Source organism: Streptomyces sp. NBC_00249 (genome assembly GCF_026342355.1).
GTDB lineage: Bacteria > Actinomycetota > Actinomycetes > Streptomycetales > Streptomycetaceae > Streptomyces.
Genome location: NZ_JAPEMV010000002.1, coordinates 288650 through 313112 on the forward strand (window position 1 = coordinate 288650; position 24463 = coordinate 313112).

Consider the following 24463-nt stretch of genomic DNA (forward strand, 5'->3'; position numbering starts at 1 on the left):
ACGGAGCCCCTCCATGACCCTGGTCGTCTCCCTGCTGGGCCCGGTCCGGATCGCCCTCGGCGGCGCGGAGTTGGAGCCGGGCGGGCCGCGCAGCCGGCGGGTGCTGGCGGCGCTCGCGCTGGAGGCGGGGCGGGTGGTGCCGGCGGGCGGGCTCGCCGGGGCGGTGTGGGACGACCCGCCCGCGACGGCCCGCGAGCAGCTGCAGAACGTGGCGGGGGCGCTGCGCCGGCTCGGCGTGCCGGTGGTCCGCACGGAGGCCGGGTTCCTGCTGGAAGCGGGCCACGCGGTGGTGGACGTACGGGAGTTCGCGCGGCTACGGGAGCGGGCCCGGGCGGCGGACGGGCCCGGCGAGGCACGCCGGCTGCTCGGGGCGGCCCTGGACCTGTGGCGGGGCCCGGTGGCCCTCGCCGGGCTGCGCGGGCGGGTGTTCGAGGCGGCCGCCGCGCGGCTGGCGGAGGAGCGGCTGGACTGCGCGGAGCGGGCCCTGGCGGCGGACCTGGAGCTGGGGCGGCACGCGGGGGCCTGCGCGGAGCTTGCCGCGCTGTCGGCCGAACACCCCCTGCGGGAGCGGCTGGTGGAGCTGCACCTGCTGGCCCTGTACCGGTCGGGGCGGCGCGGGGAGGCCCTGGAGGCCTTCGACCGGGCGCGGCGCCGGATCGCGGAGCGGGCGGGCCTGGACCCGGGCCCCGCCCTGCGCGCCCTGCACGCCCGGCTGCTGGCGGACGCCCCGCCGCCGCCCGGGCCCCGCGCGAGCGCCACCGGGCCGGGGGTGCGGCCCGCGCAACTGCCCGCCGCTCCGGTGGCGTTCACGGGCCGGGAGCGGGAGGCGGCGCTGCTCGCCGAGGGGCTGCGGGCGGCGGGCGGCAGGGTCTGTCTGGTGACCGGGCCGCCCGGGATCGGCAAGACGGCGCTCGCGCTGCGGGTGGCGCACACCCTGCGCGGGGAGTTCCCGGACGGGCAGCTCCACGTGGACCTGCGCGGCGCCGACCCCGCGGCGGCGGCCGATCCGACGGAGGTGCTGGCGGGGTTCCTGCGGGCGCTGGGCGTGGACGGCCCGGCGGTCCCCGCCGGGGCGGGGGAACGGGCGGGGCTCTACCGGAGCCTGCTCGCGGAGCGCCGGGTGCTGGTGGTGCTGGACAACGCGGCCTCGGCGGCGCAGGCCGGGCCGCTGCTGCCCGGCGCCGGGGCCGGGTCGGCGGTGCTCGTCACCAGCCGCCGCCGGCTGACCGGGCTCGACCCGCGCCTCGCGTTCGGGCTGCCGCTGCTGGAGGAGGCCGCCGCGCTCGGGCTGCTCGCCGGGGCGGCCCGGGTGGCGGCGGAGCCGGGGGCGGCGCGGGAGCTGGTGCGGCTGTGCGGGCGGCTGCCGCTGGCGCTGCGCGTCGTCGGGGCGGAACTGGCGGCGCTCCCCCACCGGGACCTGGCCTCCCTGGCGGCCCGCCTGGGGGACGAGCGGGCCCGGCTCGACGTGCTGGACGGGGTCCGGGCGGGACTGCGGCTCAGCTACCGGGCCCTGCCGGGGCCCGCCCGGGCCCTGTTGCGCGGGCTGGCGGCGCTGGACGCCCCCGACCACGCCGCCTGGACGGCGGCGGCCGTGCTCGACGGGACCCTGGCCGCCGCCGAGGAGGCCCTCGACGCCCTGACGGCGGCGCACCTGCTGGAGCCGGCCGGACGGGACGAGGCGGGCCGGGTCCGCTACCGGATGCACGACCTGGTCCGGGCCTTCGGGCGGGAGCTGGACCCCGGCCCCGATGTCCTGCCGCGGGTGCTGGCCTGCTGGACGGCGCTGGTGCGGGAGGGCCGCCGCGCCCACCAGGGCCTCGACTACCCGGGGCTGCCCGGGCCCGGCAGCCGGGCCCGGGTCCCCGACCCCGCGCTGCTCGACCTGCCGCGCGCGGAGCCGGTGCGCTGGCTCGGCGCCGAACGGGAGGCCCTGGTCGCGACCGTGCGGCAGGCCGTACGGGCGGACCCGTACGCGGCGCGGGAACTCGCGGCGGCCGGGGAGTACGTGTTCGACCTGCGCAGCGACCTCGCGGGCTGGCAGGCGGTCCAGGAGGCGGGGCTCGCGGCGGCCCGCGCGGCCGGGGACCGTACCGGGGAGGCCCTGATGCTGGTCGGGCTGGGCCGGCTGCGGGCCTGCCGGGAGGAGTGGGGGCCGGCCCGGGAGACCGTCGCCGCCGGGGAGGCCCTGTTCGAGTCGCTCGGGGACGCGCACGGGGCGGCGTACGCGGGCTGGGTGCTGTCCTACCTCGACCGGGTCCAGGGTCGCCTCGACGAGGCGGCGGGGCGGTGCCGCCGGGGAGCGGCGGTCTTCGAGGCGGCCGGCGACCGCTACGGCCAGGCCCACGCGCTGCGCGGGATCGGCCAGGTGCTGCTGGCGCGCGGGCGGACGGGGCCCGCGCTGGAGGTGCTGCGGCGGGCGCTCGCGGTGGCGGAGCTGGGCGGCGCGGCCTGGCCCCGGATGTGCATGCTGCGCTGGGTCGCGGACGCACTGCTGCGCGGTGGCCGCCTGGAGGAGGCGGAGGCCGGCTTCGGGGAGGTGCTGCGGCACACGCGGGGCGCGGGGGACCTCGCCGGGCAGAGCGCGGCGCTGATCGGGCTCGGCCGGATCGCCCTGGCGCGCGGGGACACGGCGGGGGCGCTGCGGGAGCTGCGGGCGGCGGACGAGCTGGGCCGGCGTTCGGGGCAGAGCCTGGTGCGGGCGCTGTCGGCGGCTCCGCTGGCGCGGGCGCTGCTGGCGGCCGGGGAGCCGGTGCGGGCCCGCGCCCTGGTGGAGGAGGCGCTGGCCGGGTGCCGCCGGATGGAGGCGGGGCCGCTGGTGGCGCAGCTGGAGTCGGCGCTGGACCAGGCCCGCGCCTGATCAGCGGTGTTCGGGGTTGGGGAAGTCGAAGCGGCAGCCGGCGTCCCACAGGGAGCGCTGGTTGCCGTGCGCGGGCATGCCTCCGGCGCGCTTGAGGAGGGCGGCCAGGTGCATCAGGTTCCAGGACATGAAGGCCGTGTTGCGGTTGGTGAAGTCGTTGTCGGGGCCGCCGGAGCCCGGGTCCAGGTAGGAGGGTCCGGGGCCGGCCTCGCCGATCCATCCGGCGTCGGCCTGGGGCGGGACGGCGTAGCCCAGGTGCTGGAGGCTGTAGAGGATGTTCATGGCGCAGTGTTTGACGCCGTCCTCGTTGCCGGTGATCAGCGCCCCGCCGACGCGCCCGTAGTACGCGTACTGGCCCCTGTCGTTGAGCAGGGAGGAGCAGGCGTAGAGCCGCTCGATGACCTGCTTCATGACGGAGCTGTTGTCGCCGAGCCAGATCGGGCCGCACAGGACGAGGATGTCGGCGTCCATGATCTGGCTGTAGAGCACCGGCCACTGGTCGCTCTCCCAGCCGTGCTCGGTCATGTCCGGCCAGACGCCGGTGGCGATGTCGTGGTCGACGGCGCGCACGAGTGAGGTGCGGGCGCCCGCCGACTCCATGACGGCGCGGCTCCTGGCGATCAGGCCCTCGGTGTTGCTGGTCTCGGGCGAGCGCTTGAGCGTGCAGTTCACGTAGACGGCGGAGAGGTCGGAGTAGTCGAAGTCCGCGTTCCGGGAGTCGTCAGCCACGCCCCCCACCTTGTGCTCGTAAGGGTGCGGCCGCCAGCGGACCGCACCCGGACGGGCGGCCGGCGCCCTACAGGCTGCCGATCATCGCGTCGGCGCTCGCCGCGTTCAGGGCGAGGCGGACGTCGGCGAGGGTGACGAGCCGGATCAGCGCGCGGACACGGCGGCGGCGCGCAGTTCCTCGCGGCTGACCGAGCCGTCGCCGTCGGTGTCGACGCGGTCGAAGGCGAGGGCGTCCGCGCCGGTGTCCAGGCCCGTCGCGCCGAACAGGCGCTCGTACTCGGCGCGGTCGATGCGGCCGTCACCGTCCGTAGGCGATCAGGTCCTCGCGGCCGAGCTGGCCGTCTCCGTCCAGATCGTAGGTACGGAAGAGCGCGGCGATGCGGGGCAGCCAGTCCTCGGCGGTGACGGACACGTGGAACTCCCTTGACTGATGTGGCGGTTGATGCGGATGGCAGCGGCGAGGGCACGGTGAGTGACGATCAAGCGGAAGGGGATCACCCGATCGGTGGGATTGCGCCGGGTTGTTACCGGTCCGTGCGGCCGACTAGGGTCAACGGGCCTTGGTGTTCGGGAAACCGGTGGGAAACCGGTGCGGCCCTCGCCACTGTGATCGGGAAGTCCGGCTCCACTCCTCCGGGAAGCCACTGGGCCCGCGCGGGAGATCGCACGGACCCGGGAAGGCGGAGCCAGGGCATCAGTACCCGTGAGCCAGGAGACCGGCCGGGGCGCGTCGTCCATCCACGAGGTGCTGGAGAGGTCTCTCTACTCATGCATATAGCCGAGGGGTTCCTGCCCCCCTTGCACGCGGTCGCCTGGGGCGCCGCTTCCGCCCCGTTCGTCGTCCACGGCGTGCGCGCCCTCACCCGCGAGGTGAAGGCCAACCCGGAGAGCACGCTGCTGCTCGGGGCGTCCGGAGCGTTCACCTTCGTCCTGTCCGCGCTCAAGATCCCCTCGGTGACGGGCAGTTGCTCGCACCCCACGGGGACGGGGCTCGGGGCCATCCTGTTCCGGCCGCCGATCATGGCGGTGCTCGGCACCATCACCCTGCTGTTCCAGGCGCTGCTGCTGGCGCACGGCGGGCTCACCACCCTCGGCGCCAACGTCTTCTCGATGGCCATCGCCGGACCCTGGGCGGGCTACGCCGTCTACCGGCTGCTGAAGAAGTCCGGTGCGCCGCTGATGGTGAGCGTGTTCTTCGGCGCCTTCTTCGCGGACCTCGTCACCTACTGCGTGACCTCGGTCCAGCTGGCGCTGGCCTTCCCGGACCCCTCGAGCGGGTTCCTGGGCTCGCTGGAGAAGTTCGCGGGCATCTTCGCGCTGACGCAGATCCCGCTCGCGGTCAGCGAGGGGCTGCTGACGGTGCTCGTGATGCGGCTGCTGATGCAGTCCAGCAAGTCGGACCTGATCCGGCTCGGGATCACGAAGCTGACCGGCGGGACCCCGGCGAAGCAGGAGGCGGCGCTCTGATGACGCGCAACGCGAAGATCAACACCCTGCTGCTGCTCCTGGTCGCGGCGCTGGCCGTGCTCCCGCTCGCGCTCGGCATGGGCGACGGCAAGGAGGAGCCGTTCACCGGCGCCGACGCGCAGGCGGAATCGGCCATCACCGAACTGAAGCCGGACTACGAGCCCTGGTTCTCGCCCCTGTACGAACCCCCGTCCGGCGAGGTGGAGTCGGCGCTGTTCGCCCTCCAGGCGGCGCTGGGCGCGGGCGTCCTCGCGTACTACTTCGGTGTCCGCAAGGGCCGCCGGCAGGGCATCGCCGCCGCTGCCGCCGCTGCCGCCACGGGGGCGGGGACGCGGGAGACGCCCGTCGGCGACCGGACGGCCGGGCCGGAGGCGTAGGGGTGCTGCCGATCGACGTGGCGGCGCACTCCAGCCGCTGGCGGCGCCGCCATCCGCTGGAGAAGGCCCTCCTCGGGCTCGGGCTGACGGTGACCGCCGTGTGCCTGCCGCCCTGGCCGGGCGGGCCGCTGGTGGCCGCCGCGACCCTGGCGGTGCTGCTCGGCCCCGCCGGGGTGGGCGGGCGGCAGCTGTGGCGGGCCTTCCGGATACCGCTGGGCTTCTGCGTGACCGGGGCCCTGCCGCTGCTGGTGTCGGTGGGCGGCCCGGCCGGTTTCCTCGCGGCGGCCCCGGACGGCCCCCGGCACGCGGGGGAACTGCTGCTGCGCACCTCGGCGGCCTCGCTCGGGGTACTGCTGTTCGCCTTCACCACCCCGGTCTCGGACGTCCTGCCCCGCCTGGTGCGGGCCGGGGTGCCCGCACCGGTGGTGGACGTGGCCCTGGTCATGTACCGGATCGGCTTCCTGCTGCTGGACTCGACGGACCGGGTCCGCCGGGCGCAGGCGGCCCGCCTCGGGCAGACGAGCCGGGCGGCGGTGTGGCGTTCGCTGGCCGGGCTCGCGGCGACCTCCTTCGTCCGGGCCTTCGACCGTGCCGCCCGGCTCCAGGAGGGGCTGGCGGGGCGCGGCTACGACGGCGCGCTGCGGGTGCTCGTCCCGCCGGCGACGCTGTCCTGGCGGTTCCTCGCGGCCTCCGCCGCCCTGCTGGCCGGCCTGGTCGCGGGGACCCTCGTACTGAAGGAGCTGTACCTGTGAGCCCGTTGGTGGAACTGGCCGGCGCCGGCTACGCGTACGAGGACGGCCCGGCCGTCCTGTCCGGCGTGGACTTCGAGATCGCCGAGGGGCGGGCGCTGGTCCTGCTGGGCCGCAACGGCAGCGGGAAGACCACGCTGATGCGGCTGCTGAGCGGGGGCCTGCGGCCCGGTTCCGGCGCGCTGCTCCTGGACGGGACCGAGGTGCGCCACGACCGCAAGGGCCTGACCCGGCTGCGGTCCTCGGTGCAGCTGGTGGTGCAGGACCCGGACGACCAGCTCTTCGCGGCCTCCGTCGAGCAGGACGTGTCCTTCGGCCCGATGAACCTGGGGCTGCCCGCTCCGGAGGTCCGCGAGCGGGTGGACTCGGCCCTGGCCGCCCTGGACATCACCGCGCTGCGGGACCGCCCGACGCACCTGCTGTCGTACGGGCAGCGCAAGCGCGCGGCCATCGCGGGGGCGGTGGCGATGGCCCCGCGCGTGCTGATCCTGGACGAGCCGACGGCCGGGCTGGACCCGGACGGGCAGGAACGCCTGCTGGAGGTCCTGGCGGGCCTGCGCCGCGACGGCACCACCGTGGTGATGGCCACCCACGACGTGGACCTCGCGGTCCGCTGGGCCGACGACGCGGCCGTGCTGACCCCGGCGGGCATCCGCTTCGGCCCGGCGGCGGAGCTGCTCTCGGATCCGGAGCTGCTGTCCTCGGCGGGCCTGTGCCAGGCCTGGTCCCCGGCCGTGACGGCCCTCCTGCGCGCCCGGGGGCTGCTGGCGGCGGACGCCCCGGGCCCGCGGGTCCCGGAGGCGCTGGCCGCCTGGCGGTAGGCCGTACGGAAGGGGCGGGGAGGGCGTGGGTCGGGCGGCGGAAACCTAGGATGGCCGCATGTCGCTCCCGCACGCCATCCTCACCGCCCTGCTCGAGAAGCCCTCGTCGGGGCTGGAGCTGACCCGGCGGTTCGACAAGTCGATCGGGTACTTCTGGTCCGCGACGCACCAGCAGATCTACCGGGAGCTGGGGCGGCTGGAGGAGGCCGGGCTGATCCGGGAGCTGCCCAGCGCCGTGCCCGTCCGGGGGCAGAAGAAGCAGTACGAGGTCCTGTCCGACGGCAGCGCGGAGCTGGCCCGGTGGGTGGACGAGAGCCAGGACCCCAAGCCCCAGCGGGACGCGCTGCTGCTGCGGATCCGTGCGGCGGCGGTCGTGGGACCGCAGGGGCTCGGCCCGGAGCTGCGCCGCCACCTGGAGCTGCACCGGGGGCAGTTGGCGACGTACGAGGCCATCGAGGCGAAGGACTTCCCGCCGGACCGGGACACGGCGGAGGACCGGCTGCGCCGGCTGGTGCTGCGGGGCGGTATCGCGCTGGAGACGTTCTGGCTGAGCTGGCTGGAGGAGGCCCTGACCGAGGTCGAGGACCTGACGCGGGACGGGGCCGGCGGTTCCGGGACCTGACGCGCCCCCGCCCCCGGAGCGGGGCGGAGGCGGGCGCGGCGCCTGCTCGTGCGGGCCGGCTGCTACTTGTTCAGGTCGGCCCAGAACTCGTCGAAGCTCAGCAGGCCGTCGCTGTCGAGGTCCTTGGCGGCGACGATGGAGTCCGCGACCGCGGGGGTGACGAAGGCGTCGCCCATGGCCTTCATGGCCGCGCTGTACTCGTCGGCCGTGATGAAGCCGTCACCGTTCACGTCGAACTTGTCGAACGTCGCCCGTGCGCTCTCGATGTCCGCCACTGGGTCCACCCCTTCTTGGTGCTTGTTGACCGGCTCAGGGTAGCCGCACCGCGGACGGCTCCGTCCCGCGGGTCCCGTTCGGCCGGCAGAAAGAAATGTAATTACCGGTCCGTAACACGGAAGCGATAATTCCGGCCAACAATTCCGCCTCCCACTTGTCACGCTCCGGCATCACGGCATAACGTACCGACATTGCCGCCACACCAGGAGCGCAGGGCTCCCAGGGACAAGCGGCAACAAGGGCGATCACATAGGTGACGATCACAGCTGACGCATCATTCGAAGTTCTGCCCTTCACCCGCACCTGCCGCCATATCTGGGAAGACGGCGACCATGTGCTCATCGGAGTGAGTCCTGGCAACAGCTACTTCAGCTCCGAGCGCATATCCAGTCTCTCCCGATGGGCCACGACCCGCTTCGCGCAGGTCGACTTCGTCTACGCAGACCTCCACGTCGACCGGATGTTCGCCGCCTTCGGCTACACCGTCGAGCATGCGGAGAAGCGAGCGGCGAAGGAGATCAAGGCGGTCCGGAGAAGGATTCTCAAAGGCGTGGAGGAATCAGGGCCTCCGCACGCCGAGATCCGCGTGAGGGCACTTTCGGAGTTCCAGACGAACCCCGTCTACCAACTCCTGCACCGACGCGTCCTCCATTTCCTCGAAACCGATGACGTATTCCGCAAGGGATGCGAGGAAATGGCCCTCCACTTTGTCGGCTCGAAGTTGCCGGAGGGTGAATCCATCACGGACGCGCAGTTGCAGGTCTGTTTCGATTACATGGCGGCCGAGCTGCCGTTCTTCATCGACACCCCGAGCATTCTCGACGTGCCGTCCTCGGTGGCGGCCTACCACGTCAAGATGCCCATGACGGACGTCCTCTTCGCCCGGGGCGGTGGCCTGCGCGCGACCCGCAACCAGGCGTACGCCGTCGTGCGCCCCGAGGCCGCCGCCGCACACAGCACCGCACCCACCGAAAGGACCGTCGATGAGCGTCGAGCAGCTTGAGGGCCTGGAGAGCGGGGAGTCTCAGCCCCTCCTCGACTTCCCGCTCTCGCGGCGCGGAGACGTACTGCCCGAGGAGTGCTCCTGGCTGCGCGAGAAGACCCCCGTCGCCAAGGTCCGTACCCTCACCGGGGACCCGGCCTGGCTGGTGAGCAGCTACGCGCTGGCCAAGCAGGTGCTGGAGGACGAGCGGTTCAGCCTGAAGGACACCGCGAACGCCGGGGTGCCCCGCCAGTACGCGCTGACGATCCCGCCCGAGGTCGTCAACAACATGGGCAACATCAACAGCGCCGGCCTGCGCAACGCGGTCATGAAGGCGCTCAACCCCCGCCAGAAGGGGCTCCAGGACTGGCTGCGCGCCAAGGCCGGGGAACTGATCGACCGGCTCGTCGCGGAGGGCGGCCCGGCCGACCTGCGCGCCGGTTACGCCGACCCCTTCTCGGCGGCGCTGCACTGCCAGGTGCTGGCCGTGCCCTTCGAGGACTGGCGCCGTCTGATGTCGGGTCTGGACGTCGCGTTCATGACCGCCCGCGAGCCGTTCGCCGACTCGGCGCTCAACTGGTACAAGGACGTCGGCTACTTCACCGACCAGCTGAAGGCGCAGCTGGCGCTGCCGGCCGAGGAGCGTACGGGGCTCCTCGGCAAGTTCGCCGAGCTGAAGGAGGCCGACCCCGAGTCGGCCCACCTGACGGACGAGATGTTCGCGACCGTCGCCGTCTCGCTGTTCGGGGCGGGCGCGGTCTCCACGTCCGCGTTCCTGGTCCTCGCGGTCCTGGCCCTGCTGCAGAAGCCCGAGCTCGTCGGGTACCTGCGCCGGCACCCGGAGCGCATGGGCAAGGCCGTCGACGAACTGCTGCGCTGGAACCTGTCCGTGGGTGACGGCCTGCCGCGCATCGCGATGGCGGACGTCCAGGTCGGTGACGTGCTGGTCAAGGAGGGCGAGCTGGTGCTCGTCCTGCTGGAGGGGGCCAACTTCGATCCGGAGGCCTTCGAGCGGCCGGACGAGCTGGACCTGGAGCGGGACAGCCCCAACGCCAACCTCGCCTTCGGCGCCGGCCGGCACTTCTGCCCGGCCTCCGCGCTGGGCCGGGCCCACGCCGAGATCGCGCTGGAGGTGCTGGTCGAGCGGCTGCCCGAGCTGCGCCTCGCGGTGCCGGCGGAGAACCTCGTGTGGCGGACGGGGTTCATCAAGCGGCTGCCCGAGCGGCTGCCCGTCGCCTGGTAGCGGCGGCCACTGAGACCGGTGTCCCGGGAGCTGTGCGAGCTCCCGGGGCACTGTCGTGTCCGTACGCAAGGCCCCTAGTGCTGTGGCCGGAAAGGTTTGCCGGGTCGCGGTGTCCGGTGCGGTACATCGCAAGGCGGAGGGCCACGACTCGTACTGGACGTACCGTCGTGGTCCGACAACGCCGCGAGGTGCCGTGCCGGGCGCCGCGACCCGGTGAGCCTTTCCGGTCACAGCACTAGCGGAAGATGCCGGTGTGGCCGAGCGAGTAGCGGCCGGGCTGCGGGTACACGGCGAGGCCGTGGGGGCCGCCGCCGACCGGGATCTTCGCCAGCTGCTTGCCGGTGACGGTGTCGATGGCGTAGACCTCGGAGTTGTAGCGGCCGGACAGCCACAGCACCTGGCCGTCGGCGGAGACGCCGCCCATGTCGGGGCTGCCGCCCTCCGGGAGCTCCCACTTCTTGGTGAGCTTGTTCTGCTTGAAGTCGAAGACCGAGACGGTCCCCTCGCCCCGGTTGGAGACGTACATCTCCCGGGAGTCGCGGCTGACGTACAGGCCGTGGCAGCCCTTGCCGGTGGGCAGCAGTTTGGGGACGTCGAACGTGTCCCCGCTGAGCACCCACATGCCGTGCGCCATCATGTCCGCGACGTAGAAGGTCTTTCCGTCCGGGGAGATCTTGACGTCCTGCGGCATGGCCCCTTCGAAGGGGAGTTTCTGCTGGCCGACGATCTCCATCTTCTCGGTGTCGACCTTGAGCAGTTCACCGGAGAACTCGCAGCTGACGATGAAGTAGCGGCCGTCCGCGGAGAAGTCCGCGTGATTGACGCCGAAACAGGTCACCGGGACGGTTTTCACGCGGTTCATGGTGTGCGGATCACGGAAGACGAGTTCGCGGTCCATGGAGGCCATCACGACCGCGTACTTCCCGTTGGGCGTGAAGTACAGGTTGTACGGGTCGTGCACTTCCACGGGTTCGCCGGCCTCGCCCGTGGCCGGGTTGATCGGGGTGAGGGTGTGGCCGCGGTTGTTGTTGACCCACAGGGTCTTCATGTCCCAGGAGGGCACCACGTGCTGGGGCTGGACGCCGACGGGGATGGTGTCGATGACCTTGTAGGTGGCCGGGTCGATGACGGACACCGTGTTGGAGTTGGTGTTCGGTACGTAGACCCGCGACGGGAAGTCCTTGACCACCGGGGAGAGCTTGTTCGGCCGGTCGGCGGCGTAGACGTCGTTCGGGTCGAGCAGCGGCGGCATCCCGGCCAGTCCCGGCGGGGCGGCCGGTACGGCCTTGGCCGGGCGGGCGGGGCCCTTGGAGCCGAGTGCCTCGGGCTCGCCCTTCCCGCCGGATCCGCAGCCCGCCAGGGCGGCGAGGACCAGTCCGGCGAAGAGCGCGGCGGCCTTGGATGGAAGGCGGTTCCTGTTCATGAGGTCAGCAGCTCCGTGGTGGTCACCGCGCGCAGCTTCCGGCGCGCGAGTTCTTCGAGGAGGGGCGGCATCGCGTCGACCGTGTCCGCGTAGCCGAAGTGCAGGCTCACCACCGATCCGCCCTGGATCGTCCCGGTGACGTTGCGGATGACGGCCGCGGCGCCGGGCGAGGTGAAGTCGAGGGAGTCCACGTCGTACGAGAGGACGTGCGGGTAGCCCGCCCGCTGGGCCAGCGTCCGCACCAGCGGGGTGGCGTACTGGGCCTGCGAGGGGCGGAACCAGGTGCCGATCGAGCCGGTGAGGCGCTTGAGGCGCTGGGCGCAGCCGGTGATCTCGGCGTAGGCCTCGGCCTCGGGCAGGTCGTTGACGGCGAGGTGGCGCTGGGTGTGGTTGCCGAGTTCGTGGCCGCCGTCCAGGACGCGGCGGGCCATGTCGGGGTGGGCGTCGAGCCAGGTGCCGATGGCCAGTACGGTGACCCGCGCGCCGGCCCGTTCCGCCTCGGCGAGTACGGCGCGGGCGACGGCGGGGTCGCCGTTGCCGTGGAAGGTGAGGGCGACGGCGGGGCGCTCGCGCGGGCCGTGCCCGATCTCCGCGGGCTGTCCCGCGAAGCGGCGGGGCGCGGGGGCCGGGCCCGCCGGTGCCGGCTCGGCCCGGACCGGCGTGGCGGGGGCGGCGGGGGCGGCGGCGGTCCGGTCCGTGCCGCAGGCGGCGGTGAGGCCGACGGCGGCGGCTGCGCCCGCGCGCAGGACCGTGCGGCGGCCTGGTGGTGAGAACACCTGCCCATTTAAGAGGCGGACGGCCAAGAAGATAACGATTGACCCAATTCGGGACCTTTGCGGCCCCGGCCTGCGGGGCCGTCTGTTCGCCCTCCGGTCAACGATTCACACAGAGCGTTCGATATTTATTCATGGAATACGAGGTGAGTGGTCCACCTCACCTAGGATTTAGGTGGAAACTCTTACGATATGCACACTTATGTCCGAGTAGGGACTTTTGGCGTTCGGCCCCTCGTCTGCCATAGTCGGAACCACGGCTTCCCTTTGACCCGAGCGAAGTCCTCCGCCGAGGATCACACACCCCATCGATCCTCGGCGCACCCATGAAACCCCCGCAGCGCCCCATCACGGCGACAGGGGGTTTCTGGCTTTCCGGGACCGGACCGGACCGCGCACGGCACTAGCGGTCGGCGACCCGCATCTCGAACCAGGTGATCTTGCCGCGCGGCAGCAGGTCCGCACCCCAGCGGTCGGAGAGCTTGTCGACGAGGAAGAGCCCCCGGCCCGTGGTGTCCAGCTCGTGCACCGGCATCAGACACGGCAGTCCGCGCGACGGATCGCGCACCTCGACCCGGATCCATCCGCGCCGGCGCAGCATCCGTAAGCCGAAGGAGCGGGCCCCGGTGTGGCGTACGGCGTTGCCGACGAGCTCCGACACCAGCAGCACCGCGTGTTCGGCGATCTGCGGGGACAGGCCCCAGAACCGGATCACCACGCTCTGGGTCAGCCGGCGGGCCGTGCTCGCGGATTCCGGCATCGAGGGCAGTGTCACCTCCGCCTCGGCCGGGTTCCCGTACAACTCCAGCGCCTTGAGGCCCTGTTCGTCCTCGACCGCCGCCGTGAGCCGCACGGCAGAAGCGCTGCTGCGCTGCCGCGGCTGTTCCACACCCTCCACGCCCGCCATGCACCCATCATGGACGGCCGGTGCGCCCGTCCGGGCCGTTCCGCAGGAATCCGCCCCCCGGAATCAGTGATTCCGGGGGGCGGTCGTGGCATATGCGCAGGGCAACCGGACCCCTGCGGGACCACCCTGACCTGCGGTGACGTTCCGCTGCAAGGTGATCACCGTGAGTGGATCACCGTCTCTCCTTAAGGTCCCCTTAAGGCCTGGCTAATCCACCCCCAGGGATCACCCCCGGGAAGGTCAGAGGAACTTGGCCTTGCCCGGGCCCTCCTCGACGAAGCTGCGCATGCCGCGCTCCCGGTCCTCGGTGGCGAACAGCCCCGCGAACCAGTTGCGTTCGATGGTCAGGCCGGTGTCGATGTCCGCCTCCAGGCCCGCGTCCACGCACTCCTTGGCGGCGCGCAGCGCGATCGCCGGCCCCTGCGCGAGCTTCGCGGCCCAGGCGTGCGCCTGCTCGTACACCTCGGCGGCGGGCACGATCCGGTCCACCAGCCCGAGGGTGAGGGCCTCTTCGGCCTTGACCATCCGGCCGGTGAAGATCAGGTCCTTGGCCTTGGAGGGGCCGATCAGCCGGGACAGCCGCTGGGTGCCGCCCGCGCCCGGGATCAGGCCGAGCAGGATCTCGGGCTGGCCGAGCTTGGCGTTGTCGGCGGCGATCCGGTAGTCGGCGCACAGCGCGAGCTCGCAGCCGCCGCCGAGGGCGTAGCCGGTGATGGCGGCGACGACGGGCTTGGGGATCCGGGCGACGGCGGTGAAGGCGTCCTGGAGCGCGCGGGACCGGGCGATCATCGCCGCGTGGTCCATGGTCTGCATCTCCTTGATGTCCGCGCCGGCCGCGAACACCTTCTCGCCGCCGTAGACGACCACCGCGCGCACGTCGGCGCGTTCGGTGGCCTCCACCGCGAGCTCGCGCAGCCGGTCCTGGGTGGCGATGTCCAGGGCGTTCATGGGCGGCCGGTCCAGCAGCAGGGTGGCCACGCCTTCGGAGACTTCGAGAGTGAGGGTCATACCGGGAAGGTTAGCGCCGGTTAACCCGAGGTGGCCCGGTGCTGTGGGTCACAGCACCGGGCCACCCGGACTACGTTCGAGGGACCGTTACTTCGTCCACTCCGCCCAGTCCATGTTCCAGCCGTTGAGGCCGTTGTCCGGGGCGATCTGCTTGTCCTTGGAGTTCTTCACGACCACCACGTCGCCGATCAGCGACTCGTTGAAGAACCAGGCGGCCGGGGTGCTGTCGTCACCGGCGCCCCGCTCGTCCTGGAGGCCGACGCAGCCGTGGCTGACGTTCTCGGAGCCGAAGGTGCTGGAGGCCGCCCAGTAGTTGCCGTGGACGAAGGTGCCCGACTGCGACAGGCGCATCGCGTGCGGGACGTCGGAGATGTCGTACTCGCCGCCGAAGCCGACGGTGGCGCCGTTCATCCGGGTCACCTTGTACTTCTCGCTGATGACCATCTGCCCGTTGTAGGTGGTCGTCGAGGGGGCGCCCGCCGTGATCGGGATGTCCTTGAGGACCTGGCCGTCGCGGACGACCTGCATGGTGTGGGCGCTCGCGTCGACCGTGGTGACCTGCGAGCGGCCGACGGTGAAGGTGACCGTACGGGTCTGCTTGCCGTAGACGCCGGGACGGCCCTCGACCCCGTCCAGTGCCAGCCTCACGGTGACCTTGGTGCCCGCGGCCCAGTACTTCTCGGGGCGGAAGTCGAGGCGGTCGTTGCCGAACCAGTGGCCCTCGACCGGCACCGACGGCTCCGTGGTGACGGTGATGGCCTTCTCGACGCCCTCGGTGTTGGTGATGCCGCGGGTGAAGTTGATGGAGACCGGCATGCCCACGCCGACGGTCGTACCGTCCTCGGGCGTGTAGTGGCCCACGAAGGTGTTCTGCGGGGTGAGGGTGGTGAAGGTGGTGTCCTTGGCGGACTCCCGGCCGGCCTCGTCCTTGGCGACCGCGTGCACCTTGTACTCGGTGGCGGAGGCCAGGTGACGGGCGGGCTCCCAGCTCGCGCCGTCGGCGGCCAGCTTGCCGTCCACCGCGTTGCCCTTGGTGTCGGCGACCGTCACCGTGGTGAGCTTGCCGCCACTGCTGGTGATCTTCAGGACGCCGCTCGTCGCGACCTCCTTGGACCCGTCGTCCGGCTTGACGCTGACCACGGCCTTGGACGCCTCGGTGCCGGTCTTCGCGCCGCCACCGCCGCCCTTCGCGCCGTCGTTCGCGCCGCCGCCCCCGGCGTTGCCCCCGCCGCTGCACGCGCTGGTCAGCAGCAGGGCCGCCCCCAGCAGAAGGGCCGGCAGGCCGGTGCGGACGCGGCCGCGTATCGGCTGCAGGTTCACTCGTGTTCTCCCCATGTCCCCCGCGCGCGGACAGTCGCGCGCTTGTCGACAGGAAATCACACGGGGAGATGACGAATAGGCACAGTCGTGTCACCGTTCCGTCCCAAGTGCCCGGGCGGTCGGCGTGTCAGTCGTCGGTACCCGGTTTGACGCCCCATACGTAGACGGCGTCGCCCTCGGTCAGCAGGTCCCACAGCCGTTCGGCGTCCCGCACCGAGAGGTTGACGCAGCCCGCCGAACCGCCGTGCTCGAAGAGCTGCCCGGGGCGGCCGTGCAGGGCCTGGCCCCCGTCGAAGAACTGGGCGTAGGGCATCGGGGAGTCGTCGTAGAGCGTGGAGACGTGGTCCTTGCTGCGCCAGTAGATCTCGTGCCAGCCGGGGCGGGTCTCCTGGTCGTCGCGGCCGGTGCGGATCGGCACCGGCGCGAAGACCACGCGCCGGCCGCTCTGCACCCACAGGAGCTGCCGCTCCATGTCCACGCAGGTCACCCGGTGCTCGCGGACGGGGCAGTCCCCGGCGGCGTTGGGGTTCGCGCGGGCGGCGACGGCGGTCATCGTGCGGAAGGTGAGGATCCCGGCGTAGCCGTCGGCGGGGGTGACGCCCTGCCCGCGCTGGAAGGCGCGGACCGCCACGCAGTCGGCCTTGGACTGCACCCCGTCGACCGGGCGGCGCAGGTGGGCCTCCAGCTCCCGCTGGTAGGGGCCGGTACCGGCCGTGCAGGCCCGCTCGGGCTCCGGCTCGGCCGAGGCGGCCGCGCCGGGCAGGGTGAGGACGGCGAGGAGGGCGGCGGTCAGCGCGGCCGCGGCCCCTGCCGACTGACGTACGGTCATCGGTCCTCCTCGGGCCCGCCCGCCGGGCCCCTGCCACCAGCCAACAGGGGCGGGGGCCGCGCCGCGCGCGCGGGTGCGCCGGTGGGGTGAGCGGATCACCCCACCGGCGCACCGGGGGCCTGGAGCCGGCCCGGGCGTCAGGCGCCCGGACGGCCGCCGTGCCGGTCGTGCTTGCCCTTGCCGGGCTCGTCCTTGCCGGGCTCGTCCTTGCCGTGATCGTCGCGCTTGTTCTTGAGCGTGACCACGACCTGGCCGCCCGGGGTCGCCGCGTTGATCCTCAGCGGGCCGGTGACCCGGTCGCGCGGCAGCACGTAGCCCTCCGGGACGGCCGTCTCGACGAGGTAGTACTCGCCGTAGGAGAGCTCGTCGAAGGTGCAGACGCCCGCCCGGTCGGTGGCGCAGCCCTCCTTCGCCTTCACGTCGGCGTTGATGCCGCGGGTCTGCAGGCCCGGGGTGTTGTTGGTCTCCTTCCAGACCTCGAAGACCGCTCCGTGCAGCGGCCGGTGCGTCTTGGCGTCCTTCTTCAGGACCTTGATCTTCCCGGGGTGGTCGTCGCCGTCGCGGCGGTTCGGGACGTTGACGACGATGCCGGTCGCGATGTCGCCCTCTTCGAGGTCGAAGGGGATGACCGGGTCGGCGAGCGGCGCGTAGCCGGCCGGGGGGACGGTCTCGCGCCAGTAGTACGTCTCGCCGACGGGCAGTTCCACGGTGCAGGTGCCCTGGGCGTCGGTCACGCAGGTCCCGGCGAGCCTCTCGTCGGGGTTCTGGCCGCCGGTCTGGAGGCCGGTCTGGTCGTTGGCCTCGCGCCACAGCTCGAAGGTGGCACCGGCGAGGGCCGCGCCGCTGTCCTGGTCGGCCTTGCGCAGGACGACGCGGGCTCCGGGGGTCGGGGGGTTCGGGGTCCGGGCGTTGACGGCGCGGACCCGGGCGGTGCGGCCGTTGGCCGCGTCCTCCGGCGTCAGGGTCACCGTGTAGACCGGGTTCGCCGGGAGGTCGTAGCCGTTCGGGGCCGCCGTCTCCCGCCAGTAGTACGTCCCCGGCGCCACATCCGCCCGAGAACACTCACCGGCCGCCGGGGTCGTGCAGTCCGTGACCTTCGTGTCCGGGGTCGTCCCACCCGTCTGGAGACCCGCCGCGTTGTTCGACTCGCGCCACAGCTCGAACGTGGCACCGCCCAGGGCGTTGCCCGCCTCGTCGGTCTTGGTCACGGCCACCGTGCCCGTCACCGGCGGGGTGGGGCCGCAGGTGGGGAGGTCGCCGGTGAAGGGGTAGGCGTGGAACTCCTGGCCGCCGCCCCCGACCGTCTCGCTGCCGTGGGTGACGGAGCCGGTGGTGAAGAAGCGGCCGTTGATGCCGGGGAGGGTGACGGTGGTCTCGGAGGTCTGGTTGCCCATCAGGAAGCTGCCCTGGAACTGGCCGCCGCCGGTCAGGTTCACGGTGGTGGCGTCCGGGAAGTTCCACAGCAGCCGCTCGCGGTAGGCGTTGAGCGGGTCCTGGGAGTCGACGAGCGTGCCGCTGTAGGTGTTGATCGTGCGGGTGCCGGATCCCAGGACGTTGACCAGGATCGTCGCGTCCGGCGGGATCTGGGCGAAGCGGATGCCCTGGGCGCCGTTGCCGTTGGACAGGTTGACGTCCGCGGGCACGTTGAAGACCTGGAGCGGGGACCGGTTGTCCCCGGTGAAGAGGGTCTCGAAGCCGCTGTTGACGACGGTGCCCGTCGGCCGGCGCGGGCTGCCGTCGACCTTGGCGTAGCACTGGCTGGCGGCGCTGAGGCCGTCGCGCAGACCGGCGTACGGGGCGACGGCCGCCGCGTCCTTGACCTGCGTGCCGCTCACGGCGCCGGTGAGGGAGCCCGCGTAGCGGACGACGCCGCGGTCGGCGATGAGGTTCTCGCCCGCCGCGACGGTGACGTTCGCGCCGGTGGTGAGGAAGTCGGCCCCGTCGGGCGGCGGGACGAGCGAGCCGGCGCCGACGATGCCGACGTTGTAGCGGGCGTCGGCGCCGGCCAGCTTGTCCTGGTCGAAGCTGCCGAGGACGACGAGGCGGCCCTCGGCCTCGGAGGCGCGCCCCCGGACCCGGAACCCGCCGCCCGCGAAGATGTTGATCGCGTTGTCGCGGCCGACGATGACGCCGTTGCTGCCGATCTGCGGGAAGGGGTTCGGGCAGTCGCCGGGGACGCACGGGCCGAGCCCGCCGGGCAGCGGGGCCCTCAGGGTGCGGGCGGCCGGGGGATGTGCGTCGGGACCCGCCGCCAGGGCCGTAGGGGCTCCGGTGGCCAGTACGGCCCCGATCGCGAGCCCTAGGGTCCAGTTCCTTGCTGACATGACGCTCCGTCCGTTTCCGCGCTGATGGCCCTGACAGGCTGCGGGCACGCATCGGCGCGGCGGACGGACGACACTCTGACAGCTACGGCATTCCGGTCGGACAATCACTCGATTGCTGCGGCCTCCCGGGGGACGGCCGGCCGGTCCGGAAGGTCAGCTGACGGCGGAGCCCGCGACCCAGTCGGCCCAGGACATGTTCCAGCCGCCCAGCCCGTTGTTGGCGGACACGGTCTTGTCCTGCGAGTTCACGACTTCGACCACGTCCCCGACCAGCGTCCGGTCGAAGAACCAGCCCGCCGGGGTGTCCGAGCCGCCGCCCTTGTCGTCGCGCAGGCCCACGCAGCCGTGGCTGGTGTTGGTGGTGCCGAAGGTGTCGGGGCTGGCCCAGTAGTTCCCGTGCAGGAAGGTCCCGGAGGCGGTGAGCCGCATCGCGTGCGGGACGTCCGGGATGTCGTACTCGCCCTTGCCGTCCTCGCTGGTGAAGCCGACGGTGGCGCCGTTCATCCGGGTCACGTCGAACATCTCCATCACCACCATCTTGCCGTTGTAGGTGGTGTTCTTGGGCGCGCCCGCGCTGATCGGGACCGTCGACAGCAGCTGCCCGTCGCGGCGGACCTCCATGGTGTGCGCGGCCGCGTCGACCGTGGAGACCTGGGAGCGGCCGACGGTGAAGCGGATGGTCTTGTCCTGGATCCCGTACGAGCCGGGCGCGCCCTCGACGTCGCGCAGGTTCATCTTCACGGTGACCTCGGTGCCGGCCTTCCAGTACTCCTTGGGCCGGAAGTCGAGGCGCTCGTTCCCGAACCAGTGGCCGACCACCTCGACGGCCGGGTCGGAGGTGACGGTGATGGCCCGCTCCACCTCGGCGCGCCGCTTCACGGCGCTGCTGAAGTTGAAGGAGACGATCATGCCGGTGCCGACGGTCGAGCGGTTCTCGGGCTTGAAGTAGCCGATGAACCGCTCCTCGGGGACGTAGGTGGTGAAGGTGGTGTGGCGGGCCTGGCGCCGGTTGTGGCCGTCGAGGGCGACCGCGTCGACGGTGTACTTGGCGGCGAGCGCGAGCCGCCCGGCCGCCGGGTCGGGGCTCCAGCTGAGCCCGTCGGCGGCGATGGAGCCGGGGACCTGCTCCTCCTGGGCGTCCTCCACCTTGGTGACCTTGACCCGTTCCAGGCGGCCCTCGGGGACGTTCACGGTGAGCGGGCCCTCGGCGGGGACCCCCTTGGCGTTGTCCTCGGGGGTGACGCGGATGGCTTCGTCCGGTGAGCGGGGTTTCCCGGGCAGCGAGACCTCCACCGGGGATCCGCCGTCGCTGGTGCAGCCGGCCAGCCCGCCCAGCAGGCCCGCCCATGCCGCCACGGCGGCCAAGCCCGCCCCTGCCCGCCTCGTCAGAAGAGTCACGGACCGTCCAACGACCGGCCCCCTCCGGGGAAACGTGAGGGCGGGCCACGTTCCGGGCAGAACAGTCCGGGCAGAACAGTGGGAAGGACCAGACGGGGGCGGGCCAGGCCGGGACGCCGGGCCGCACTCCCCCGCCGGTACCCAGGAGCCGTGGAGGCGGGCAGTGTCGAGCGCAGCCGAGCAAGAGGCGGTGGATACCGCCGCCGCGACCGCCGGGAACGGCAGGAGCGGCCAGCAGGATCCGCACGTCGCGGACGGGATGGACGCCGTCCGCGAGCGGGTCCAGGCCCAGGTGTTACGGGCGGCCGCGCGCCCGGCGCCACCGGTGTGGCCCGGGTCCTCGCATCCGCTGGGCGCCCGCTACCACGCCGGTCCCGGCGGGGTCGCGGGCACCAACTTCGCGCTGTGGGCACAGGGCGCGGAGGCCGTCGAGCTGTGCCTCTTCGACGCGGCCGGGGCCGAGACCCGGTGCACGCTGGCCGAGCTCACGCACGAGATCTGGCACGGGTTCGTGCCCGGCGTGCGCCCCGGGCAGCGCTACGGGTTCCGGGTCCACGGCCGCTGGGACCCCTGGACGGGAGCCCGGTACAACCCGGCGAAGCTGCTCCTGGACCCGTACGCGCGGGCCGTGGACGGGGACTTCACGCTGCCCCCGGAGGTGTACGGGCACGTCAGGGACTGGCCGCAGCAGTACATCGCGGACACCGTGCGCGACGACCGGGACTCGGCGCCGCACGTCCCGAAGGGGGTCGTCGTCCACGATGACGACGACTGGGCGGACGACGTCCGGCCGAAGACGCCCTGGGCCGATTCGGTGATCTACGAGCTGCACGTGCGCGGCTTCACGATGCGCCATCCGGGTGTTCCCGAGGAGCTGCGCGGCACGTACGCGGGGCTGGCGCATCCAGCGGCGGTCGAGCACCTGACGAAGCTCGGTGTGACGGCGGTGGAGCTGCTGCCGGTCCACCAGTTCGCGCACGAGGACCACCTGCTGCGCCGGGGGCTGCGCAACTACTGGGGCTACAACTCGGTCGGCTACTTCGCCCCGCACGCCGGCTACTCCTCCAGCGGGACGGCCGGGCAGCAGGTCGGCGAGTTCAAGCGGATGGTGCGGGCGCTGCACGCGGCCGGGATCGAGGTCATCCTCGACGTGGTCTACAACCACACGGCGGAGGCCGGGGAGCTGGGCCCGACGCTGTCGCTGCGCGGGATCGACAACCGGGGCTACTACCGGCTCCAGTCCGACCAGCGCCGGTACGCCGACTACACGGGCTGCGGGAACACCCTGCACGCGGGGCGTCCGCACGTGCTGCGCCTGATCACCGACTCGCTGCGGTACTGGGTGACGGAGATGGGGGTGGACGGCTTCCGCTTCGACCTGGCGGCGGCGCTGGCCCGCTCGATGCACGACGTGGACATGCTGTCGCCGTTCCTCGCGGTGATCGCCCAGGATCCGGTGCTGCGGCGGGTCAAGCTGATCGCGGAGCCGTGGGACGTGGGCTCGGGCGGCTACCAGGTGGGGGCGTTCCCGCCGCTGTGGACGGAGTGGAACGACCGGTACCGGGACGCCGTACGGGACTTCTGGCGGGGCGCGCTGCCCGACGTACGGGATCTCGGCTACCGGCTGTCGGGCTCCAGCGACCTGTACGCGTGGGGCGGGCGGCGGCCGTACGCCTCGGTGAACTTCGTGACCGCGCACGACGGGTTCACCCTGCGCGACCTGGTGTCGTACGAGCGCAAGCACAACGAGGCCAACGGCGAGGCGGGCCGCGACGGCACCAACGACAACCGGTCGTGGAACGGCGGCGCGGAAGGGGAGACGGACGATCCGCGGATCGGCGCCCTGCGCCGACGCCAGCTGCGCAACCTGCTGACCACGCTGCTGCTGTCGACCGGGGTGCCGATGCTGGTGGCGGGCGACGAGTTCGGGCGCACCCAGGGCGGCAACAACAACGCCTACTGCCAGGACAACGAGACGGGGTGGGTGGACTGGTCGCTGCTGGAGGATCCGGCGTGGAGCGAGCTGTTCGCGCTGGCCAGGCGGCTGATCTCGCTGCGCCAGGCCCATCCGGTGCTGCGCCGGCGGGCCTTCTTCTCGGGGCGGGCGCAGGGCGCGGACGGGCTGCGGGACCTGGCCTGGTTCACCCCGGCGGGCGCGGAGATGACGGAGCGGGACTGGTACGCGCCGGCGGCGGCGCTGGGGCTGTACCTGTCGGGGCGGGACATCCCGGGCCGTGACGAGCGGGGCCGCCAGGTGAGCGACGACAGCTTCCTCGCGCTGCTGCACGCCGGGGACCGGCCGGTGGAGTGGGTCCTGCCGGGCCCGCCGTGGGCGGATGCGTACGAGCTGGTCCTGGACACCTCGCGGGAGTCCCAGGCCGCCCCGCCCGCGACCCGCCACCGGGGCGGGGAGGGCCTGACGGTCCCGGCCCGCTCGGTGCTGCTGCTGCGGGTGGTGTCGTAGCGCGGCCCGGGCCGTCTAAGGCCGGCGGGTCTCGACCTGGAGGAGCATGCGCTTGAGGAGGGTGGCGAGGGCCTCGCGGTCGGTGGCGTCGAGGGGGGCGATCATCTCGTCCTCGGCGATGCCGCGCCAGCGCATGGCCTCGCTCCAGCGGCGGTGGCCGTCGTCGGTGAGTTCGACGTCGACCCGGCGGCGGTCCCCGGCGGCGCGCAGCCGGCGGATCAGGCCGGAGCGCTCCAGGGTGTCGAGGCGGCCGGTCATCCCGGCCGGGGAGAGGAGCAGTTCGGCGGCGAGTTCGGAGGAGGGGGCGCGCCAGGGGGCTCCCCGGGAGGCGAGGCGGTGCATGGTCTCGAACTCGAAGGCCTGGAGTCCGGTCTCGGCGAGGGCGCGTTCCTTGCCGTGGGCGACGTGTTTGGCGAGCAGCTGGATGCGGGTGATGACGGCCTCGGTGGGCACGTCGAAGGGGACCTTGCCGGTCCACCGGGCGATGTGCCGGTCGACGGAGTCCTCGGCCTGGCCCGCCCCTGTGTCCATCCCTGTCCCCATGTCCGCATTATGACCCGCGTCCCGGCTCGGTTCCGGCCATTATTTCGTTGACGAATGATTCGCTGCCGAATTACTGTCCGCTGTCATGACACCGACGATCTGGCGGCTGCTGGCCGGGCGCACCTTCGCCGCCTTCGCGACCGCCCTCATTCCGACCACCCTGACCCTCGCCGTGGTCGCCACCGGCTCCGCCGGCGACCTCGGGCTGGTGCTCGCCGCGGAGATGGTGCCGATGCTGCTCCTGCTGCCCGTCGCGGGCGTGGCCGCCGACCGGTTCCCCGCCCGGCGGGTGGTGCTCGCCGCCGACCTGGTGCGGGCCGCCGCCCAGCTGGGCATCGGGGCGCTGCTGCTGTCGGGGCCCGTACGGATCCCCGAGCTGGCCGCGCTGGCGGCCGTCACCGGAGCCGCCGTCGCCTTCGGCAACCCCTCCGCGCGGACCCTGGTGGCCGCCGTCGCCACCGGGCCCGGGCGGCTGCGGATCAACTCCCGGCTGATGGTGGCCCAGGGGCTCGCGAGCGTCGCCGGACCGGGCGCCGCGGGGGCGCTGACGCTGGCCGTCGGGGGAGGCTGGTCCTCGCTGCTGACCGGCGCCCTGTTCATCTGCTCCGCCCTGACCCTGGGCGGGCTGCGCACCCCCGCCGCCGCGCCCGCCGGCGCCGGGCGGCCGGGGTTCGCCGCGGAGCTGCGCGCCGGATGGGCGGAGACCCGTAGGCACCCGTGGTTCCTGGCCAACGTCATGGCGCACGGCGTCTGGCACCTGGGCGCCGGACTGCTGCTCACCCTCGGGCCGCTGATCGCGGTGGAGTCCCTGGGCGGGGAGGCCTCCTGGGTGATCGTCGCGCAGGCCGGCACGGTGGGCATGCTCGTGGGGGCCTGGGCGGCCGGGCGGCTGACCGTGCGCCGCCCGCTGGTCTGGGTCTCGGTGGCCGCCGCCGTCTACGCCCTGGCCCTGGCCGCCTTCGGGCTGCGGCTGCCGGTGGCGGTGGCCGGGACCGCGTACTTCCTCGGCATGGGCGGGGTCGGGCTGCTCAGCCCGCTGTGGGAGACCGAGATCCAGCGGCGGGTGCCGGCCGGGGCGCTGGGCCGGGTCGGCTCCTTCGACGCCCTGATCTCCTTCGCGGCCCGGCCGCTGGGGCTGGCGGTGGCGGCCCCGCTGGCCGCCGTCACCGGGACCGCGGCGCCGCTGCTGATCGCGGCGGTGCTGGTGGCGGGCGCGAACCTGTCCGTCCTGCTGCTCCGGGACGTGCGGGCGCGTCCCGCGGGACCGGAGCACGCGGAGCAGGCGGAGGGGAAGGGTGCGCCCGCCCCCCTGCGATGATGTGGCCCTCCTCCGGACGAACTGACGTACGGA

At 73.1% G+C, this 24463-nt stretch carries 22 protein-coding genes and 1 riboswitch; of the genes, 10 read left to right on the forward strand and 12 right to left on the reverse strand.

What is annotated here, in order from left to right; genetic code table 11:
• Window positions 1-13 precede the first annotated feature (13 nt).
• The gene (locus tag OOK31_RS10125) at window positions 14-2857 is read left to right on the forward strand and encodes a BTAD domain-containing putative transcriptional regulator (protein WP_267012096.1); all 2844 of its coding nucleotides are present in this window, start codon (window positions 14-16) and stop codon (window positions 2855-2857) included.
• Here the strand turns inward: OOK31_RS10125 and OOK31_RS10130 are convergent, their stop codons facing one another.
• Window positions 2858-3586, reverse strand: a complete 729-nt coding sequence (locus tag OOK31_RS10130; protein WP_267012097.1) for a flavodoxin family protein — start codon at window positions 3584-3586, stop codon at window positions 2858-2860. It lies immediately after the preceding gene.
• 144 nt (window positions 3587-3730) lie between these two features.
• The gene (locus OOK31_RS39525) at window positions 3731-3877 is read right to left on the reverse strand and encodes a hypothetical protein (protein ID WP_353962691.1); all 147 of its coding nucleotides are present in this window, start codon (window positions 3875-3877) and stop codon (window positions 3731-3733) included.
• A 253-nt stretch (window positions 3878-4130) separates the two neighbouring features.
• Window positions 4131-4326, forward strand: a riboswitch (cobalamin riboswitch).
• 28 nt (window positions 4327-4354) lie between these two features.
• On the opposite strand from OOK31_RS39525, the gene OOK31_RS10135 reads away from it, so the two are divergent.
• Genes OOK31_RS10135 through OOK31_RS10155 form a run of 5 tightly spaced genes read left to right on the forward strand, consistent with a single transcriptional unit; the run spans window position 4355 to window position 7622 of the window.
• Window positions 4355-5053, forward strand: coding sequence for an energy-coupling factor ABC transporter permease (locus OOK31_RS10135; RefSeq protein ID WP_267012098.1), 699 nt, complete (start codon window positions 4355-4357; stop codon window positions 5051-5053).
• On the forward strand, window positions 5053-5430 hold the full coding sequence (locus tag OOK31_RS10140; RefSeq protein WP_267012099.1) for an energy-coupling factor ABC transporter substrate-binding protein: 378 nt from the start codon (window positions 5053-5055) through the stop codon (window positions 5428-5430). The genes OOK31_RS10135 and OOK31_RS10140 overlap by 1 nt, the downstream gene beginning before the upstream one ends.
• 2 nt (window positions 5431-5432) lie before the next feature.
• Window positions 5433-6182: a cobalt ECF transporter T component CbiQ gene (gene cbiQ / locus OOK31_RS10145; protein ID WP_267012100.1), complete on the forward strand. Its 750-nt coding sequence runs from the start codon at window positions 5433-5435 to the stop codon at window positions 6180-6182.
• Window positions 6179-7000 (forward strand): energy-coupling factor ABC transporter ATP-binding protein, encoded by an 822-nt coding sequence (locus OOK31_RS10150; RefSeq protein ID WP_267012101.1) that lies wholly within the window; start codon window positions 6179-6181, stop codon window positions 6998-7000. Before cbiQ ends, OOK31_RS10150 begins: the two co-directional genes overlap by 4 nt.
• Before the next feature lie 58 nt (window positions 7001-7058).
• A complete protein-coding gene (locus OOK31_RS10155) occupies window positions 7059-7622 on the forward strand; it encodes a PadR family transcriptional regulator (RefSeq protein ID WP_267012102.1) in 564 nt (187 codons plus the stop codon).
• Between the two features lie 62 nt (window positions 7623-7684).
• On the opposite strand, the gene OOK31_RS10160 is transcribed toward OOK31_RS10155, so the two are convergent.
• Complete coding sequence (locus OOK31_RS10160; protein ID WP_267012834.1) at window positions 7685-7897, reverse strand: EF-hand domain-containing protein; 213 nt, start codon at window positions 7895-7897, stop codon at window positions 7685-7687.
• A 254-nt stretch (window positions 7898-8151) separates the two neighbouring features.
• Here OOK31_RS10160 and OOK31_RS10165 point away from each other — a divergent pair, with 254 nt between their 5' ends.
• Together OOK31_RS10165 and OOK31_RS10170 are read left to right on the forward strand one after the other, a co-directional pair.
• Window positions 8152-8901 carry a tRNA-dependent cyclodipeptide synthase gene (locus OOK31_RS10165; protein ID WP_267012103.1) on the forward strand — a complete coding sequence of 250 codons (750 nt, stop codon included), beginning with the start codon at window positions 8152-8154 and terminating at the stop codon, window positions 8899-8901.
• Window positions 8882-10123 (forward strand): cytochrome P450, encoded by a 1242-nt coding sequence (locus tag OOK31_RS10170; RefSeq protein ID WP_267012104.1) that lies wholly within the window; start codon window positions 8882-8884, stop codon window positions 10121-10123. Before OOK31_RS10165 ends, OOK31_RS10170 begins: the two co-directional genes overlap by 20 nt.
• A gap of 235 nt (window positions 10124-10358) precedes the next feature.
• Here OOK31_RS10170 and OOK31_RS10175 read toward each other — a convergent pair whose 3' ends face one another.
• The 8 genes from OOK31_RS10175 to OOK31_RS10210 all read right to left on the reverse strand — a co-directional run bounded on the left by OOK31_RS10175 (window position 10359) and on the right by OOK31_RS10210 (window position 20072).
• Window positions 10359-11546 (reverse strand): YncE family protein, encoded by a 1188-nt coding sequence (locus OOK31_RS10175; RefSeq protein ID WP_267012105.1) that lies wholly within the window; start codon window positions 11544-11546, stop codon window positions 10359-10361.
• Window positions 11543-12322, reverse strand: a complete 780-nt coding sequence (locus OOK31_RS10180) for a polysaccharide deacetylase family protein (RefSeq protein ID WP_267012106.1) — start codon at window positions 12320-12322, stop codon at window positions 11543-11545. The genes OOK31_RS10175 and OOK31_RS10180 overlap by 4 nt, the downstream gene beginning before the upstream one ends.
• Before the next feature lie 400 nt (window positions 12323-12722).
• Window positions 12723-13226 carry an ATP-binding protein gene (locus tag OOK31_RS10185; RefSeq protein ID WP_267012107.1) on the reverse strand — a complete coding sequence of 168 codons (504 nt, stop codon included), beginning with the start codon at window positions 13224-13226 and terminating at the stop codon, window positions 12723-12725.
• A gap of 240 nt (window positions 13227-13466) precedes the next feature.
• Window positions 13467-14234 carry an enoyl-CoA hydratase/isomerase family protein gene (locus tag OOK31_RS10190; protein WP_267012108.1) on the reverse strand — a complete coding sequence of 256 codons (768 nt, stop codon included), beginning with the start codon at window positions 14232-14234 and terminating at the stop codon, window positions 13467-13469.
• Window positions 14235-14321: 87 nt separating this feature from the next.
• Window positions 14322-15548, reverse strand: a complete 1227-nt coding sequence (locus OOK31_RS10195; protein WP_267012835.1) for an Ig-like domain-containing protein — start codon at window positions 15546-15548, stop codon at window positions 14322-14324.
• Between the two features lie 133 nt (window positions 15549-15681).
• Window positions 15682-16383, reverse strand: a complete 702-nt coding sequence (locus tag OOK31_RS10200; protein WP_267012109.1) for a L,D-transpeptidase — start codon at window positions 16381-16383, stop codon at window positions 15682-15684.
• 137 nt (window positions 16384-16520) lie between these two features.
• Entirely contained in the window at window positions 16521-18707 is a 2187-nt protein-coding gene (locus tag OOK31_RS10205; RefSeq protein WP_267012110.1) for a choice-of-anchor A family protein, read from the reverse strand.
• Between the two features lie 153 nt (window positions 18708-18860).
• On the reverse strand, window positions 18861-20072 hold the full coding sequence (locus OOK31_RS10210; protein WP_267012111.1) for an Ig-like domain-containing protein: 1212 nt from the start codon (window positions 20070-20072) through the stop codon (window positions 18861-18863).
• Window positions 20073-20364: 292 nt separating this feature from the next.
• Here OOK31_RS10210 and glgX point away from each other — a divergent pair, with 292 nt between their 5' ends.
• The gene (glgX, locus tag OOK31_RS10215; RefSeq protein WP_267012836.1) at window positions 20365-22569 is read left to right on the forward strand and encodes a glycogen debranching protein GlgX; all 2205 of its coding nucleotides are present in this window, start codon (window positions 20365-20367) and stop codon (window positions 22567-22569) included.
• Between the two features lie 15 nt (window positions 22570-22584).
• Here the strand turns inward: glgX and OOK31_RS10220 are convergent, their stop codons facing one another.
• Window positions 22585-23112, reverse strand: a complete 528-nt coding sequence (locus OOK31_RS10220; protein ID WP_267012112.1) for a MarR family winged helix-turn-helix transcriptional regulator — start codon at window positions 23110-23112, stop codon at window positions 22585-22587.
• An 85-nt stretch (window positions 23113-23197) separates the two neighbouring features.
• Here OOK31_RS10220 and OOK31_RS10225 point away from each other — a divergent pair, with 85 nt between their 5' ends.
• Complete coding sequence (locus OOK31_RS10225; RefSeq protein ID WP_267012113.1) at window positions 23198-24430, forward strand: MFS transporter; 1233 nt, start codon at window positions 23198-23200, stop codon at window positions 24428-24430.
• The last annotated feature ends 33 nt before the right edge of the window (window positions 24431-24463 follow it).